At 71.3% G+C, this 15711-nt stretch carries 14 protein-coding genes; 3 read left to right on the forward strand and 11 right to left on the reverse strand.

Features of this window, described 5'->3' with window-relative positions; genetic code table 11:
• Nucleotides 1-16: 16 nt before the first annotated feature.
• From BCF33_RS03240 to BCF33_RS03255, 4 genes are all read right to left on the reverse strand, one after another.
• Nucleotides 17-1510 (reverse strand): DEAD/DEAH box helicase, encoded by a 1494-nt coding sequence (locus BCF33_RS03240; protein ID WP_106159475.1) that lies wholly within the window; start codon nucleotides 1508-1510, stop codon nucleotides 17-19.
• Nucleotides 1511-1655: 145 nt separating this feature from the next.
• Nucleotides 1656-2087, reverse strand: coding sequence for a hypothetical protein (locus BCF33_RS03245; protein ID WP_106159476.1), 432 nt, complete (start codon nucleotides 2085-2087; stop codon nucleotides 1656-1658).
• Nucleotides 2088-2179: 92 nt separating this feature from the next.
• Nucleotides 2180-2608, reverse strand: a complete 429-nt coding sequence (locus tag BCF33_RS03250; protein WP_106159477.1) for an OsmC family protein — start codon at nucleotides 2606-2608, stop codon at nucleotides 2180-2182.
• A 70-nt stretch (nucleotides 2609-2678) separates the two neighbouring features.
• Nucleotides 2679-4274 (reverse strand): peptide chain release factor 3, encoded by a 1596-nt coding sequence (locus tag BCF33_RS03255; protein ID WP_106159478.1) that lies wholly within the window; start codon nucleotides 4272-4274, stop codon nucleotides 2679-2681.
• 103 nt (nucleotides 4275-4377) lie between these two features.
• Between BCF33_RS03255 and BCF33_RS03260 the strand changes: the two genes are divergently transcribed.
• Nucleotides 4378-4851, forward strand: a complete 474-nt coding sequence (locus BCF33_RS03260; protein ID WP_158259346.1) for a nuclear transport factor 2 family protein — start codon at nucleotides 4378-4380, stop codon at nucleotides 4849-4851.
• A 4-nt stretch (nucleotides 4852-4855) separates the two neighbouring features.
• On the opposite strand, the gene BCF33_RS03265 is transcribed toward BCF33_RS03260, so the two are convergent.
• Entirely contained in the window at nucleotides 4856-6778 is a 1923-nt protein-coding gene (locus BCF33_RS03265) for an ABC transporter ATP-binding protein (RefSeq protein WP_245883701.1), read from the reverse strand.
• A 181-nt stretch (nucleotides 6779-6959) separates the two neighbouring features.
• On the opposite strand from BCF33_RS03265, the gene BCF33_RS03270 reads away from it, so the two are divergent.
• Nucleotides 6960-7739, forward strand: a complete 780-nt coding sequence (locus BCF33_RS03270) for an SDR family oxidoreductase (RefSeq protein ID WP_106159480.1) — start codon at nucleotides 6960-6962, stop codon at nucleotides 7737-7739.
• Nucleotides 7740-7858: 119 nt separating this feature from the next.
• Here BCF33_RS03270 and BCF33_RS03275 read toward each other — a convergent pair whose 3' ends face one another.
• From BCF33_RS03275 to gltX, 5 genes are all read right to left on the reverse strand, one after another.
• A complete protein-coding gene (locus BCF33_RS03275) occupies nucleotides 7859-8692 on the reverse strand; it encodes a DUF481 domain-containing protein (RefSeq protein WP_106159481.1) in 834 nt (277 codons plus the stop codon).
• A gap of 216 nt (nucleotides 8693-8908) precedes the next feature.
• Complete coding sequence (locus BCF33_RS03280) at nucleotides 8909-9046, reverse strand: entericidin EcnA/B family protein (protein WP_106159482.1); 138 nt, start codon at nucleotides 9044-9046, stop codon at nucleotides 8909-8911.
• A gap of 216 nt (nucleotides 9047-9262) precedes the next feature.
• Nucleotides 9263-10147 (reverse strand): LysR family transcriptional regulator, encoded by an 885-nt coding sequence (locus BCF33_RS03285; protein ID WP_106159483.1) that lies wholly within the window; start codon nucleotides 10145-10147, stop codon nucleotides 9263-9265.
• A 12-nt stretch (nucleotides 10148-10159) separates the two neighbouring features.
• Nucleotides 10160-11449, reverse strand: coding sequence for a citrate synthase (gene gltA, locus BCF33_RS03290; protein WP_106159484.1), 1290 nt, complete (start codon nucleotides 11447-11449; stop codon nucleotides 10160-10162).
• A gap of 32 nt (nucleotides 11450-11481) precedes the next feature.
• Nucleotides 11482-12876: a glutamate--tRNA ligase gene (gene gltX, locus BCF33_RS03295; RefSeq protein ID WP_106159485.1), complete on the reverse strand. Its 1395-nt coding sequence runs from the start codon at nucleotides 12874-12876 to the stop codon at nucleotides 11482-11484.
• Nucleotides 12877-12944: 68 nt separating this feature from the next.
• Here gltX and BCF33_RS03300 point away from each other — a divergent pair, with 68 nt between their 5' ends.
• On the forward strand, nucleotides 12945-14966 hold the full coding sequence (locus BCF33_RS03300; RefSeq protein ID WP_106159486.1) for a ComEC/Rec2 family competence protein: 2022 nt from the start codon (nucleotides 12945-12947) through the stop codon (nucleotides 14964-14966).
• Nucleotides 14967-14979: 13 nt separating this feature from the next.
• Here the strand turns inward: BCF33_RS03300 and lexA are convergent, their stop codons facing one another.
• A complete protein-coding gene (gene lexA, locus BCF33_RS03305) occupies nucleotides 14980-15669 on the reverse strand; it encodes a transcriptional repressor LexA (RefSeq protein ID WP_106159487.1) in 690 nt (229 codons plus the stop codon).
• Between the last annotated feature and the right edge of the window lie 42 nt (nucleotides 15670-15711).

The following is a 15711-nucleotide window of genomic DNA, read 5'->3' on the forward strand; positions in this document are numbered from 1 at the left end:
ACCCGCCCCGCCGCCGTCACGATGCGAGGCGTTCCTCGAAGGACTTCTCGATGAAGCCGGGAAGGTGATCGCCCATCCCCACGACCTTCGGGCCGGTCGGGCCGCGGTCGTCGTCGTCCCCGCGGCCCCGGCCGCGCCCACCGCGGGAGCGGCCGCGAGGCGAGCCGTCGCTTTCCCCGCCCTCGGCCTTCACCGGGACCTCGGGGGGGCGGGCAGGCCCTTCCTCGCGCTCGCCCGCCGGGGCGGCATCCTGCCCGGCTTCGGCGGGCTTCTGGGCCTCGTCCTTCTTCTTCCGCGAGCGGGAGGAGCGGGACTTCTTCGGCTTCTCCTCGGCGGCTTCCTCGGGCGTGGGGGCCTCGTCGGGCGCGCCGCCGGCGCGGGGGATGTCGCTCTTGATGAGGCGCTCGACGTCCTCGAGGTTCCTCTCGTCGGCGGTGGAGCAGATCATCACCGCCACGCCCGAGCGTCCGGCCCGGCCGGTGCGGCCGATGCGATGGACGTAGTCCTCGGCGTGTGAGGGCACGTCGTAGTTGAAGACGTGGCTGACGGCCGGGATGTCGAGGCCGCGCGCGGCGACGTCCGAGGCGACGAGGAACCGCAGCTGGCCCTCGCGGAACGAGGCCAGGGTCGCCATCCGGGTGGACTGGTCGAGGTCGCCATGGATCGGCGCGGCGTTGTAGCCGTACTTCTTCAGGGACTTGGCGACCACGTCCACGTCCGTCTTGCGGTTGCAGAAGACGATCGCGTTGGTGCAGCCCTCGCCCTCGGCGTCGATGACCTGTCGCAGCAGCTTGCGCTTCTCGGTCGCGGCGCGGTCGCGGCGCGAGGCGCGGAACATCACGACGGACTGGGCGATGTTCTCGCCCGTGGTGGCGGCGCGCGCGACCTCGATCTTGGCAGGGTCGTTCAGGAAGGTCCTGGTGATCCGCTCGATCTCCGGCGCCATGGTGGCGGAGAAGAAGAGGGTCTGCTTGCGCGAGGTCTGGGTGATCTGGAAGATGCGCTCGATGTCGGGGATGAAGCCCATGTCGAGCATGCGGTCGGCCTCGTCCACGACCATGATCTCGACCCCCGAGAGGAGGAGCTTGCCACGCTCGAAGTGGTCGAGGAGGCGGCCGGGCGTGGCGATCAGCACGTCGACGCCCTTGTCGAGCAGGGTCTCCTGCTCCTTGAAGGAGACGCCGCCGATGAGGAGGGCCTTGGAGAGCTTCACGTGCTTGGCGTAGGCGTCGAAGTTCTCTGCCACCTGCATGGCCAGCTCGCGCGTCGGCGCGAGGACCAAGCTGCGGGGCATGCGCGCGCGGGCGCGGCCCCGGGCCAGCTTGGTGATCATGGGCAGCGTGAAGCTGGCGGTCTTGCCGGTGCCCGTCTGCGCGATGCCGAGGACGTCGCGTCCTTCGAGCGCGGGGGGGATGGCCCCCGCCTGGATGGGGGTGGGGGTCTCGTAGCCGGTCTCCTCGACCGCCTTGAGAACCTTTGGGGAGAGGTTCAGGTCAGCGAATTTCGTCATGAGCGTCCGTTGGGTGGCGACCTTGGGCGGCCGCGGTTCCGGGACGCTGATTCGGCGCGTCCCACATATGCGCGCAGCCGAATGCCGCGGCTGCGCGGTCCCTAGGACATGTGGGCGCTTCGGTCAACGAAGCAAGGGGGCGCCCCTACGCGTCGAGGCGCACCGCATCGGTGAGGATCACGGATTGCCAGGTCTCGGGGTCGTGGACGGGGATCAAGGCGCCGCGCAGGACGACGCGCTGGGACGCGTCGATGCCGGGCATGGGCTCGGCCATGGAGACGTTGACCGTGACGCCGTGGTCGCCCGCGCCGCAGAACGGGCATTCGGCGAGGTCGGAGACGAGCATGAACTCGCGCCCCTCGAGGTCCATGGGCACGGCGTAGCCGGACACCTCGAACGCGGGCGCGCCGTCCGCGATCTCGGCGGGGAAGGTCTTGTGGACGGCATAGCTGTCCTCGGTCGCCACCTCGTCGAAGGTGATCCGGTCCAGGACGTGCCAGGCGTCGGCGGCGCCTTCCGTCTCGGCGACGGCGGGCAGGGCGGGTAGGGCGGCGAGGGGGATCATGGCGCGGCGCATCGGTCGGCTCCTCCGGACGGTCGGGCGGAGGTTACGCGGGAGCGGGCGCCGCGCAAGGCCGGCCGGCGGTGGTCCGCCGGCCGGCGTGCCGGTCAGGCGACGGAGAGGTCCATCGTGATCTCGGCGTTCAGCAGCTTCGAGATGGGGCAGTTGGCCTTGGCGCCCTCGGCCGCCTCGCGGACCTGATCCTCCGTGGCGCCGGGCACGGTGGCGCGGACCTCCAGATGGGACTTGGTGACGGCGAAGCCGCCGTCCTTCTCCTCGAGGGTCACGGTGGCGGTGGTGTCGATGGCACCTGGGGTCAGGTCGGACTGGCCGAGCACCATGGAGAAGGCCATGGAGAAGCAGGAGGCATGGGCGGCCGCGACCAGCTCCTCGGGGTTGGTGCCGGGCGCGTCCTCGAAGCGGGTGTTGAAGCCGTAGGGGTTGTCCTTCATCGCGCCCGAGCCGGTCGAGACGGTGCCCTTGCCGTCCTTCAGGCCGCCGGTCCAATGGGCGCTGCCGCGTTTCTTCGTAGCCATGATTGGGGTCTCCTTCCTTCGCTTGAGGAACGGGAACGGCCCCGGGGACGCCGCGTTCCCGGCCGTCAGGTCACACCATCATCTCCTTCGTGGCGCTCAGCGTCAGCTCGGGGTGGTCCCGCTCGATCCGGTCGATGTCCCATTGGAGGCGCGTGAGGTAGACGAGGTCGCCGTCGTTGTCGTGGGCGAGGTGGCCCTTGTTCCTCTCGGCGAAGGCCTCGACGGCCGCCTTGGGGCCGGTGATCCAGCGGGCGGAGGTGAACTGCGAGGGCTCGAACCGGACGGGCAGGCCGTATTCCCCCTCGATCCGGGAGGCGAGGACGTCGAACTGCAGCGCGCCGACCACGCCGACGACGAAGCCCGACCCGATGGCGGGCTTGAAGACCTTGGCGGCGCCTTCCTCGGCGAACTGCATCAGGGCCTTCTCGAGGTGCTTGGCCTTAAGGGGATCCCCGGCGCGGCAGTTCTGGAGAAGCTCGGGCGCGAAGGAGGGGATGCCGGTGACGCGGATCGCCTCGCCCTCCGTCAGCGTGTCGCCGATGCGGAGCTGGCCGTGATTGGGGATGCCGATGATGTCGCCCGCCCATGCCTCGTCCGCCAGCTCGCGGTCGCTCGCCAGGAAGAGGACGGGGTTCGACACGGCCATGGGCTTCTTCGTGCGCACGTGGGTCAGCTTCTGGCCGCGGGTGAAATGGCCGGAGGCGAGGCGCAGGAAGGCCACGCGGTCGCGGTGCTTGGGGTCCATGTTGGCCTGCACCTTGAACACGAAGCCCGCGACCTTCGGCTCCTCCGGGGCGACCTGTCGCGGCTCGGCGGCCTGGGGCTGGGGCTCGGGGGCGAGGGCGCCGATCCCCTCCATCAGCTCGGCCACCCCGAAGGAGTTGATGGCGCTGCCGAACCAGATCGGGGTCATCGTCCCGTCCAGCACCGCCTGCGGGTCGAGGGGGGGCAAGAGCTCGCGCGCCATCTCGACCTCCTCGCGCAAGGTGCCGATCAGGTGGGCGGGGACATGGTCCGCGAGCGCGTCGTCGTCGATCCCGACGGTGATCCGCTCGGCCACCACGTTGCGGTCGGCGCGGTCCATCAGCACGACTTGGCCGTTCAGCATGTCGTAGACCCCGACGAAGTCCGCGCCGATCCCGATGGGCCATGACGCGGGGGTCACGTCGATGGCGAGGCTCTCCTGGATCTCGTCGACGATCTCGAAGGTGTCCCGGCTCTCGCGGTCCATCTTGTTGCAGAAGGTCAGGATCGGCAGGTCGCGCAGGCGGCACACCTCGAAGAGCTTGCGGGTCTGGGATTCGACCCCCTTGGCCCCGTCGATCACCATGACGGCGGCGTCCACGGCCGTCAGCGTGCGATAGGTGTCCTCCGAGAAGTCGGAGTGGCCGGGCGTGTCGACGAGGTTGAAGCGGAAGTCTTTGTAGTCGAAGGACATCGCGGAGGCGCTGACGGAGATGCCGCGATCCTTCTCCATCTGCATGAAGTCCGAGCGGGTTCGCCGCGCCTCGCCCTTGGCGCGGACCTGGCCGGCGAGCTGGATCGCCCCGCCGTAGAGCAGGAACTTCTCCGTCAGCGTGGTCTTGCCGGCGTCCGGGTGCGAGATGATCGCGAACGTGCGCCGGCGGGCGATCTCGGGCGGCAGGGCGGGGCGGTTCGTGTCCATGGGCGGCAGGTATGCGGCGCCAGGGCGATGTGCAAACGGCCGTTGCGCGGGCTTCCTTGGCGTCAGGGTTGACCGAAAGGGGCCTTTGGGATGCGTTGGGCGGATGGCGCGCCTTCGCGCTTGGGGGGCGGCCATGTCCGTGACAGCGATCGCCGAGGCGCTGATCTCCGCCATTCGGGCGGGGCGCCTCGTGGACGCCGTGGCCGACCTCTACGACCCGGAGGCGGTGGTGGTCGAGGGCCACTGGTCCGACGTCGGCGCGCCCTTGCGCGGCCATGTCGAGATCCGGGCGGCCTACGAGGCGCGCGCGGCGCTGGTGAAGCCCGCGGAGATGGACGTGGCGGGCCCGTTCCTGTCGGGCCCGCAAACGACGGATGCCGGGCGGTTCGCGCTGCAGTTCCATGGGCGCCTCGTCTCGCATGACGGGCGCTTCGCGCAGGACGTCCGCTCGGTCGGGGTGTTCGAGGTCGAGGGCGGGCGCATCGTCCGGCAGGAGTTCTTCCTGCCCCCCGCGACCGTCCCGGTCGAGCCTTCGGTGCGCTGGCCCGCGATGCGCGGCGTGGAGGAGGCGGGCTAGGTCCCTAGTCGTAGAGGACCCTGCGGGGCGTGTCGCCGAGGAGGGCGCCGTCCTCGCGGATGGCGTTCTCGGCCCGCACGAGGTCGTCCGACCGCTCGAATCCGCCCCATTCGCCCCGCAGGACGCGGTGGCCCGGCGCGACCTCGTCGTATTCGGATGGTGCGGGGTCGTAGGAGAGGTCGAAGATGGGCGAGGGGACCGGCTTGAAGTCGAGATCCGCCTCCAGCTTGCGCACCCGCGGGTCGGGGACCGGGACCGCCGCGAGGAGCTGGCGCGTGTAGGGGTGCCGGGGATCCTCCATCACCGCCTGGCGGGGCCCGATCTCGACGATCCGGCCGAGATACATGACCGCGACGTGATGGGAGACCCGTTCGACCACGGCCATGTCGTGCGAGATGAAGAGGAAGGCGAGGCCCAGATCGGCCTGCAGCTCCATCATCAGGTTCAGGACCTGCGCCTGCACCGAGACGTCGAGGGCCGACACCGCCTCGTCCGCGACGATCAGCTTGGGGTTCAGCGCGAGGGCCCGGGCGATGGCCACGCGCTGGCGTTGGCCGCCCGACAGCTCGTGCGGGTAGCGGCGCATGAAGGCGCGGGGCAGGTGGACGCGGTCGAAGAGGGCGCGGACGCGGTCGTCGATCGCGTCGGTCAGCCCGTAGTTGCGCAAGGGCTCGGCCACTTGTTCGAAGAGGCGGCGGGTGGGGTTCAGGGACGCGAACGGATCCTGGAAGATCATCTGCATCTCGCGCCGCTCGCCGCGCATCTGCGAGGGGCCGAGCGCAGTCACGTCCGTGCCGTCCATCACCACGCTGCCGGAGGTCGGCTCGACCAGGCGGAGGATCGAGCGGCCGGCGCTGGACTTGCCGCAGCCCGACTCGCCCACCAGCGACAGCGTCTCGCCCCGGTTGAGGGTGAAGGTCAGGTCCTCGACCGCGTGGACGTTGGCGACCGTGCGGCGGAAGAGGCCCTTCCGGACCGGGAACCGGGTGGTCAGGCCGCGCACCTCGAGCAGGGGCACGCCCGTGCGGGGGATCGGCCTCGGCTCGGGCTGGTCCTCGGCGCCCAGGATGCGCATGGGTTCGGGGTCGGGCCTGCCCTGCATCTCGCCCAGCTTGGGGACGGCGGCGAGCAGGGCCTTCGTGTAGTCGGCCTTCGGGTTCTCGAAGATCTCCGTGACGGTGCCGGTCTCGACGAGGTTGCCGCGGTACATGACGACCACTCGGTCGGCCATCTGGGCGACCACGGCCATGTCGTGGGTGATGAACATCACCGCGGTCCCCGTCTCGCGCTTGAGGCGGTCGATCAGGGCCAGGATTTCGGCTTGGATGGTGACGTCGAGGGCGGTCGTCGGCTCGTCGCAGATGAGGAGGCGCGGCTCGCAGATCAGCGCCATGGCGATGACCACGCGCTGGCGCATGCCGCCCGACAGCTCGTGCGGGTACTGGCGCAAGCGCCGCTCGGGCTCGGGTATGCGGACCTGGCGCAGGAGGTCCGTCGCCCGGGCCTCGGCCTCGCGGCGGGTGACGCCGCCGTGGACGCGAAGGCCCTCGGTCAACTGGCGGCCGATGGTGAACACGGGGTTCAGCGTGGTCATCGGCTCCTGGAAGATCATGCCGATGGCGTTGCCGCGGATGTCGCGCATCAGCCGCTCGTCCGCGGTGGCGAGGTCGATCGTCTCGTCGCCCCGCCGGAAGCGCAGCGTGCCGCGGACGATCTCGCCGCCTCCGAACTCGACGAGGCGCATGAGCGAGAGGGAGGAGACGGACTTTCCCGAGCCGGACTCGCCCACGACGGCGACCGTCTCGCCCGGGGCGATGGCGAAGGAGACGTCCTCGACCCCGACGACGGTGCCTTGCGAGGTCTCGAACTCGACCCGGAGGTCGTCGATGGCGACGAGCGGCCCCATCCCTGGCGTGTCGAGCGGCATGGCGTCCCCCTTTCCGGCGGCAGGCTAGCGGGCGCCGTGCCGCCGCGCCAGCCACCCTGGGGCGCCGCGGGCCGCTGTGCCGCGAGATCGGGCGGACCGGCCGGAATGCCGCCGGCCGCTGCGGGATGGCGCGGTGCGGGCGCTTGGACTAGGCCGGCGGCGAACGGCCGGAGGATATCGGATGGACTTGGGGATCAGGGGAAGGCGCGCGGTGGTCTGCGCCGGATCGAAGGGCCTGGGGCGCGGCTGCGCCGAAGCGCTGGCGGCGGCGGGCTGCGACGTCGTGCTGAACGCCCGGGGCGCCGACGCGCTGGAGCGGGCGGCCGGTGCGATACGCGACGCGCACGGCGTCGAGGTGACGACCGTCCCTGCGGACGTGACCACCGAAGAAGGGCAGGCGGCGGTGATCGAGGCGGCGGGCGCGCCCGACGTCCTGGTGACGAACGCCGGAGGGCCGCCGCCGGGGCACTGGTCCGACTGGGGACGGGCGGACTTCCAGGCCGCGCTCGACGCGAACATGCTGGCGCCGATCCTGCTGATGACGGCGCTGCTGCCGGGGATGTGCGAGCGCGGCTGGGGGCGGGTGGTCAACATCACCTCGCAATCGGTGAAGGCGCCGATCCCGCAACTGGGCCTGTCCAACGCGGCGCGCGCGGGGCTGACGGGCTACGTGGCCGGGACCGCGCGGCAGGTGGCGCCGATGGGGGTGACGATCAACAACCTCCTGCCGGGCATCCATGCGACGGACCGAGCCGACGCGCTGGACCGGGGGGTCGTGAAGGCCGAAGGCATCACGCTGGAGGAGGCGCGCGAGCGGCGCAAGGCGACCATCCCCGCCCGCCGCTACGGCACCCCGGAGGAGTTCGGCGCGACGTGCGCTTTCCTCGCCTCGGTCCACGCGGGGTTCATCGTGGGGCAGAACGTGCTTCTGGACGGGGGCGCGACCAACGCGACGATTTGAGGGGGCCATGGCGGGGAGAAAGGACGGGCGCGTAGGAAGCGCGCCCGGGCCCGGGCCCGGAAGCGGGCCAGTGGCCCCGCCGGCCGGACCCCTTCCGGGGTGGCCGGCGGGGCCGGGGGTCAGAACCCGTAGACGAGGCTGACGCCCAGGCGGTTGTCGGTGCTCTCGGCCCCGGGGAGGGGGTCGGACACGTAGTCGGTCACGTAGGAGATGCGCGTCGAGGCACGATCCGTGATGGCGAAGTTGAGGCCGAAATCGTTCCGCAGCGTCCACTGCGCCTCGTCCGAGTAGAGCGCGGCGGTGTCGTTGGTCAGCGAGAGCGTCGGCGTCAGCTGCTGGTAGTAGCGCGACGAGATGAGGCCGGCGAGCTCCGTCTCGTCGTCGCCGAGCTGCGTCTCGGTGTAGCGCGCGCCGGGGCCGGCCTGGACGCGCCAGGTCTGCGACGGCGTCGCCAGGATACGGTAGCCGAGGCCCGCGCCGATGAAGAGGTCGTCCTCGAAGGTCCCGAACTCGTCGTACTGGTAGGAGCCGAGGCCGAAAGCGTAGAGCGGGCCGTTGATCTGGCGCGAGTACTCGCCGACCAGGAAGGCCTCGTTCTTGGTCTCCTCGTCGTCGGTCTCGCCGTACTCGATGCCGAAGCCGAACGTGTAGGCGTTGGCGCCCCGGCCATAGGTGATGCGCCCGGCACCCGTGATGTCGGTCGTCTCGGTGTTGCCCGAGGTGGTCGAGAAGCCGAGGGCCGCGGAGCCCGCGAAGCCCTGGGGGACGCCGCCGAAGCCGAACCGCTGCTCGTCCTCGCCGCGGCGGAAGTCCTCGTCGATGACGTCGGTGAGGTCGTCGACGCGATCGTCGAGGGCCTCGGTGCCGACGAGCACGGCCTGCGCCTGTGCGGCGCCGGCGGTGGCGAGGAGGGCAGCGGCGAAGATCGCCGAGATACGGGTCTTGATCATCATGGAAACATCATCCTTCTGCGGCGCTGCGGCCGGATCATTCGTTTCTGGTCGGGCGATACGGCGTGATGCGCAATGCGCCGAACCCGTTCCGCGACAAGGCCGCGAAACCCCGCCTTTCCGCCGATGCCCGGTTCTGCACGCGCGGTCATCCGCCGAGCGACCGGGGCGGGAATGGCGTCGCGGCGGCCCGGGGGTCCCGTGCCGCCGCCTGCCGGCTCAGTCGTCGTCTCCGACCTGGTTCACCACGAAGCGGGCCGCGCCGTAGGTGTCGCGCGCGACGCCCCCCACGGTGTTGCAGGCGCTGAGGAAGAGGGTCCCGAGCAGGACCGCGGTGATCGTCTTCGTCGTCTTCATGGCCACATCCTTTCGATCAGGCCGCGCGCCGCGAGGCGCTGGATTGCATGCGAACGACCGAGGGCATCCGCTTGTGCCGCGGGTTCTGTCAGGAAGCCCGCAGCGGTCGGAGGCGAAATGGGCCAGGGGTCCGTCTCGTGCCTCCGTTGCAGCAGTCATATTCCTGACAGCAGGATAAAGGAAATTCGAAATTCTTCCCGATAGCATGATTTAAAATCAGCCTATCGCCTGCAAGACGCGGTCCTGCTCGGCCTCGGCCTCCGCTACCGCGGAACGCAGCGCGTCGTCGACGGGGACGGACGCCTCGCCGGCGAGATCCTGACGGAAGACGGACCACACGGGAAACTCGAAGATCGGCGCGCCCTCGACCGGGTGCAGGCGCCCGTCGGCGATGTGCCGGGCGACGTAGCGGGCCGGCTGGTAGGCGGCCGCGTCGCGCTTGAGGAGGTAATCCGCCACCTGCGCGCCGAGCGACATCGTCACCCCCTGGCGCGAGAGGTCGGGAAGGGCGGCCGCATGGCGCGCCGCGAAGTCCGGGCCCCAGTCCGTCATCACGTAGCGCGACCCCAGGGCCTCCGCCGCGTCGCCGGGCCGGGTGGAGACGAGGACCAGCTCCTCCGAGAGGATCTTGGCCGCGCGCAGGCCCGGCCGCAGGATGGGCGCGTAGAGGAGGGCCGCCTGCAGCGTGCCTAGCGAGAGCGCCCGCGTCAGGTCCTCCGCGCTGCCGGTCTCGGCGCGCACGGCGATCTCGGGCCAGCCGGCGCGCAGCGCGTCGATCCACCTGAAGCCGAGGCGGGGCCAGAGGGACGGCTGCGCCCCGAGGCCGACGGCGCGGGTGAACCGTTCGGGAAGGGAGACCTGCTGGCGCGCCTCCTCCCATGTCCGCAGGATCGAGGTGGCGTACCGCTCGAACTGCCGGCCGGGCTGGGTGAGGCGCGCGCCCGCCTTCGAGCGGATGAACAGCGTCTGCCCGAGCTGGTCCTCGAGCCGCTGGATGCGCAGGGACACGGCCGATTGCGTGACGAAGAGCCGCTCGGACGCCGCGACGAACGAGCCCGTCGCTGCGACCTCGAGGAAGGAGCGGACGAGGGCGATGTCCAACCGGGCGCGTCCCTACCGGTCCTCGACCTCGACGTAGTCCCGTTCGGTCGCTCCCATGTAGAGCTGCCGGGGACGCCCGATCTTCTGCTTGGGGTCCATCAGCATCTCCTTCCACTGCGACACCCAGCCGACGGTGCGCGAGACGGCGAAGATCGGCGTGAACATCGAGGTCGGGAAGCCCATCGCGTTGAGGATGATGCCCGAGTAGAAGTCCACGTTCGGGAAGAGCTTGCGATCCGCGAAGTAGGGATCGTCGAGCGCGGCCTTCTCCAGCTCCTTGGCGACCTGTAGGATGGGGTTGTCCTCGATCCCGAGGAGGTCGAGCACCTCGTCCGCGGACTGCTTCATCACGACGGCGCGGGGGTCGAAGTTCTTGTAGACCCGGTGGCCGAAGCCCATCAGGCGGAACGGGTCGTCCTTGTCCTTGGCGCGGGCGATGTACTCGGGGATGCGGTCGGGGGTCCCGATCTCCTCCAGCATCTCGAGGGCGGCCTTGTTCGCGCCGCCATGCGCTGGCCCCCAGAGGCAGGCGATCCCGGCGGCGATGCAGGCGAACGGGTTCGCCCCCGAGGAGGAGGCCAGCCGGACGGTGGAGGTCGAGGCGTTCTGCTCGTGGTCGGCGTGGAGGGTGAAGATCCTGTCCATCGCGCGCGACAGGATCGGGTTCGGCATGTAGTCCTCGGCCGGCAGCGAGAAGCACATGCGAAGGAAGTTCGTCGCGTAGTCGCAGTCGTTGCGCGGATACACGAAGGGCTGGCCGATCGAGTACTTGTAGGCCACCGCCGCGATGGTCGGCATCTTGGCGATCATGCGGAAGGCCGCGACCTCGCGCTGCCAGGGATCGGTGATGTCGGTGCTGTCGTGGTAGAAGGCGGACATGGCGCCCACCATGCCGACCATGATCGCCATGGGCGGCGCGTCGCGGCGGAAGCCGCGGGTGAAGTTGTACATCTGCTCGTGCAGCATGGTGTGGTGCGTCACGTCGTGGACGAACTTCTCCAGCTCGGCGGCGGTCGGCAGGTCGCCGTAGAGCAGGAGGTAGCACACCTCGAGGTAGGACGATTTCTCGGCGAGCTGCTGGATCGGGTAGCCGCGATGGAGGAGGACCCCCTCCTCGCCGTCGATGTACGTGATCGTCGATTCGCACGAAGCCGTGGAGGTGAAGCCCGGATCGTAGGTGAACACGTCGCCCTGCGCGTAGAGCTTGGAGATGTCGATCACGTCGGGCCCAGCGGTGGGCGAGTGGATCGGCAGCTCGACCGTGTTGTCGTCCCAGCTCAGCTTCGCGGTCTTGTCGGCCATTCGGGCCCTCCCCATTCGCGGGGCGGCGCCCCTCATGCTTCGGCCGCGTCCCGGAGGCGCGCGAGGGTCTCCTCCCGCCCGAGGACCAGCATCATGTCGAACACGCTGGGGGTGACGGTGCGGCCGGCGAGCGCGGCCCTGAGGGGTCCCGCGAGCTTGCCGAACTTGATGCCCTTCGCTTCGGCGAAGGCCGAGGCGATCCCCTCCAGGTCGTCGCGTATCCAGCTACCCTCTCGCAGGCGCGGCGTCAATTCGGCGAGCCATCCGCGCGCCTCGGGCGTCAGCGCCTTCTGCGCCTTCTCGTCCGGTGCGACCGGGCGCGATGCCAGCGCGAAGTGCCCCTTTTCAAGAAGATCGGGGTAGGTCTTCGCCCGCTCCTTCAAGTGGGGCATCGCGGCGAGGAGACGGTCCGCCTGACCCTCCGTCAGCGGCGCGGCCCCCGTCGCGGCCAGGAAGTCCCGGATGCCATGCAGCAGCGCAGCATCCGCCGTCATCGCGATGTGGCGGCCCGAGATCGCCTCGAGCTTCTGAAGGTCGAGGCGCGCGGGCGAGGCCTTCACCGCCGCCAGGTCGAACCATTCGATCAGCTGGGCGTCGCCGAACACCTCGTCGTCGCCATGCGACCAGCCGAGGCGGGCGAGGTAGTTGCGCATGGCGGAGGCCGGAAAGCCCATGGCGCGATACTCGGCCACCCCCAGCGCGCCGTGCCGCTTGGACAGCTTCCTGCCGTCCGGCCCATGGATCAGGGGGATGTGCGCGTATTCGGGCACCGGCCAGCCCATCGCGGCGTAGACCTGCACCTGCCGGGCGGCGTTGGTCAGGTGGTCGTCGCCGCGGATGACATGGGTGACGCCCATGTCGCGGTCGTCCACCACCACCGCCAGCATGTAGGTCGGCGTGCCGTCGGCGCGCAGCAGGACCATGTCGTCCAGCGTATCGTTCCGCACGCGCACGTCGCCCTGCACCGCGTCGCGGATCACGGTCTCGCCCTCGCGCGGGGCGCGGAGGCGGATCGCCCCGCCATCGGGCTTCTCCGCGTCCGGCACGTCGCGCCAAGGCGAGCGGAAGAGGGTCGACCCGCCCCGCGCCTTCGCCCCTTCCCGGAATGCGGCGATCTCGTCCTGGGTCGAGAGGCAGCGGTAGGCGGCGCCCTTCTTCAGCATCTCGCGCGCGATCTCGGCATGGCGGGGCGCGCGCGCGGACTGGGAGACCGCGTCGCCGTCCCATTCGAGGCCGAGCCAGCGCAGCCCGTCCAGGATCGCCTCCACCGCCTCGGGCGTGTTGCGGGCCCGGTCCGTATCCTCGATCCGCAGCAGGAACCGGCCACCGCGCCCCTTGGCGTAGGCCCAGTTGAACAGCGCGGTGCGCGCGGTGCCGATGTGCATGATGCCCGTGGGCGAGGGCGCGATCCGCGTGACGGGTGCCATTAACGATTTCCTAACCAGTGCGGGGCAGGGTCGCCGGGCGTCTCGCAACTGGGCCGGGAAAGGACAAGATGGCGGATCTGGGTCTTCACCGGGCCGCCGGGACGCGCCCCCGCCCGGCCGCCTGGGCCGAAGGGCAGCGCGGGCACCGCCTGCCCTGGGTGCCGGTGCTGCTGGGGACCGGGATATGCGGCTGGTTCGCCCTGCGGTTCGAGCCGGGGGCCGGCTTCTACGCCGCGGCGGCGTCGGCGGTGGCGCTCGCGCTGCTGTCGGGCCGGCGGCTGCCGCTCGCGGCCGTGGCGGTCGCGCTGCTGGCGGGGGGGCTGCTTCTCGCGGGCGCGCGGGCGCACTGGGTCGCTGGGCCGGTGCTGGGCTTCCGCTACTACGGGCCGGTCGAGGGGCGGGTGGTCGCGATCGACCGCTCGGCGTCCGGCAAGGTGCGGGTGACGCTGGACCGCGTCCGGCTGGAGGACGTCCGCCCCGCCCGCACCCCGGCGCGCGTGCGCCTCTCGCTGCACGGCGAGGGGGGGACCCTGCCGCGGCCGGGGCTGCTGATCGGCGTGACGGCGCATCTCTCGCCGCCCTCCGGCCCGGTCGAACCGGGGGGGTTCGACTTCCGCCGCAAGGCCTGGTTCGAGCGGATCGGCGCGGTCGGCTATGCCCGCGCCCCGCCCGTCGCGCTGGTCCGGCCCGAAGGCGGGATGCCCGTGTTCCGCCTGCGCCGCGCCATCGCCGCCGGGGTGATGGAGCGCCTGGAGGGGGACACCGGCACCGTCGCCGCCGCCCTCCTGACCGGCGACCGGGCCGAGATCGACCCCGCCGTGCGCGACCGCCTGCGGGCGACGAACCTCGCGCACCTCCTGGCGATCTCGGGGCTGCACATGGGCCTGCTGACGGGGGTGGTCTTCGGCGCGGTCCGCTTCGGGCTGGCGCTCGTGCCGGCGGTGTCGCTGCGGGTGCCGGCCAAGCGGATCGCGGCCGGGGCGGCGCTGGCCGCAGGGGCGGGCTACTACCTCCTCTCCGGCGGGTCCGTCGCGACGGAGCGGGCCTTCGTCATGGTGGCCGTCGCCCTCGGCGCGGTGATGCTGGACCGGCGGGCGATCACGCTGCGGGCGGTCGCGGTGGCGGCATGCGTGGTCCTCGTCCTGCGGCCTGAGGCGGTGACGGGGCCGGGCTTCCAGATGAGCTTCGCCGCCACGACCGCGCTGGTGGCGGCGTTCGGCGCGATCCGGGGCCGCGTGCCACGGGCGCCGGGCTGGGCGCAGTTCCTCGGCGCGACGGTGTTCTCTTCGGCGGTGGCGGGACTGGCGACGGCGCCCTTCGCGGCCGCGCACTTCAACATCTGGTCCAGCTGGGGGCTGGTCGCCAACCTCCTCTCCGTGCCGGTGATGGGGGCCGTCGTGATGCCCTGCGCGGTCGCGGCGGCGGTGCTGTGGCCCCTGGGCCTGGAGGGCGTGCCCCTCTGGATCATGGGCGCGGGGATCGACTGGATTCTCTTCGTCGCGGAGGAGGTTGCCTCCTGGGAGGGGGCGGTGCGGGGCGTTCCCGCGCCGCCGCCGGCGGTCCTGCCGCTGGTGACGCTCGGCGGGCTGGCGTTGTGCCTCTGGCAAGGGCGCGGACGTCTTGCCGGCCTCGCGCCGGTCGCGGCGGCGCTGATGGTCTGGATGCAGGCGGAGCGTCCACCCGTCCTGATCGCCGAAGGCGGCGGATTGGTCGGCGCGATGACCCCCGAGGGACGCGCGCTGAGCCGGGAGCGGGGGGACGGCTTCGCGGGGCGCCTCTGGCTGGAGAACGACGGCGACCGCGCGGGGCGCGAGGTCGCGTCCGCCCGCCTGCCGGGCGCGCCGTGGTCCGCGTCGCTGCCGGATGGCGGAAGGATCGTCCACCTTCCCGGCATCCGGGGTATGGAGCGCCTGGAGGAGGTCTGCCGGGAGGGCGCGCTGGTCGTGACCAACGTGCCCGACCGTAACGCGCCCCCGGGCTGCACGCTGATGGGCCCCGAGGCCCTGCGCCGTACGGGCGCGATCGCCTGGACGGCGGGCGGCCCCCGCACCGCGGCGGAGGCGACGGGTCCGCGCCTCTGGGTGCGCTAGCCCCCGTAGAACCTCAGTAGGTGCGGATGAGGCCGACGAGGCGGCCGCGAACCTCGACCTGATCCTCGGGGAAGACGCGCGTCTCGTAGGCCGGATTCGCTGCCTCGAGCGCGACTGTCCCGCGGGCACGGCGCAGCCGCTTGAGCGTCGCCTCCTCGCCCCGGACCACCGCGACAACAATGTCGCCGTCGTCGGCGGCGCGCCCCTCGCGGATGACGACCGTGTCGCCGTCGTTGATCCCGGCCTCGATCATCGAATCGCCCTGCACCTCGAGCGCGTAGTGCCGCGCCTCGCCCGAGAGCATCTGGCCCGGCACCGCGACCGTGTGCGACGGCTCGGCGATGGCGGCGATCGGGGTGCCGGCGGCGATACGGCCCATGACCTCGATCTCGGACGCGTGCATCTCGACGGGCATGGCCCCCGCGGGCGCGTCGGTGCGATCGCCCTCGATCACGCGGGGGGTGAAGCCGGCGGGCCTGCCCTCCAGGGCGTCGGGAAGCTTCACGATCTCGATCGCGCGGGCGCGGTGCGCGAGGCGCCGGATGAAGCCCCGCTCCTCCAGGGCGGTGATGAGGCGGTGGATGCCCGATTTGGAGCGCAGGTCGAGCGCGTCCTTCATCTCGTCGAAGGAGGGGGGGACGCCGTCCCGCTGCATCCGCCGGTTGATGAAGTCGAGCAGTTCGAGTTGCTTGCGCGTCAGCACCGGCGCACCCCCAGAATGATGTTGCGGCTTCGTTCTAGAAAG

It is taken from the genome of Hasllibacter halocynthiae (assembly GCF_003003095.1).
Lineage (GTDB): Bacteria > Pseudomonadota > Alphaproteobacteria > Rhodobacterales > Rhodobacteraceae > Hasllibacter > Hasllibacter halocynthiae.

Coding starts and splice junctions, on each gene's coding strand:
- BCF33_RS03240 (WP_106159475.1), bottom strand. CDS start 1,510: ATGACGAAATTCGCTGACCTGAACCTCTCCCCAAAGGTTCTCAAGGCG.
- BCF33_RS03245 (WP_106159476.1), bottom strand. CDS start 2,087: ATGCGCCGCGCCATGATCCCCCTCGCCGCCCTACCCGCCCTGCCCGCC.
- BCF33_RS03250 (WP_106159477.1), bottom strand. CDS start 2,608: ATGGCTACGAAGAAACGCGGCAGCGCCCATTGGACCGGCGGCCTGAAG.
- BCF33_RS03255 (WP_106159478.1), bottom strand. CDS start 4,274: ATGGACACGAACCGCCCCGCCCTGCCGCCCGAGATCGCCCGCCGGCGC.
- BCF33_RS03260 (WP_158259346.1), top strand. CDS start 4,378: ATGGCGCGCCTTCGCGCTTGGGGGGCGGCCATGTCCGTGACAGCGATC.
- BCF33_RS03265 (WP_245883701.1), bottom strand. CDS start 6,778: ATGCCGCTCGACACGCCAGGGATGGGGCCGCTCGTCGCCATCGACGAC.
- BCF33_RS03270 (WP_106159480.1), top strand. CDS start 6,960: ATGGACTTGGGGATCAGGGGAAGGCGCGCGGTGGTCTGCGCCGGATCG.
- BCF33_RS03275 (WP_106159481.1), bottom strand. CDS start 8,692: ATGATGATCAAGACCCGTATCTCGGCGATCTTCGCCGCTGCCCTCCTC.
- BCF33_RS03280 (WP_106159482.1), bottom strand. CDS start 9,046: ATGAAGACGACGAAGACGATCACCGCGGTCCTGCTCGGGACCCTCTTC.
- gltA (WP_106159484.1), bottom strand. CDS start 11,449: ATGGCCGACAAGACCGCGAAGCTGAGCTGGGACGACAACACGGTCGAG.
- gltX (WP_106159485.1), bottom strand. CDS start 12,876: ATGGCACCCGTCACGCGGATCGCGCCCTCGCCCACGGGCATCATGCAC.
- BCF33_RS03300 (WP_106159486.1), top strand. CDS start 12,945: ATGGCGGATCTGGGTCTTCACCGGGCCGCCGGGACGCGCCCCCGCCCG.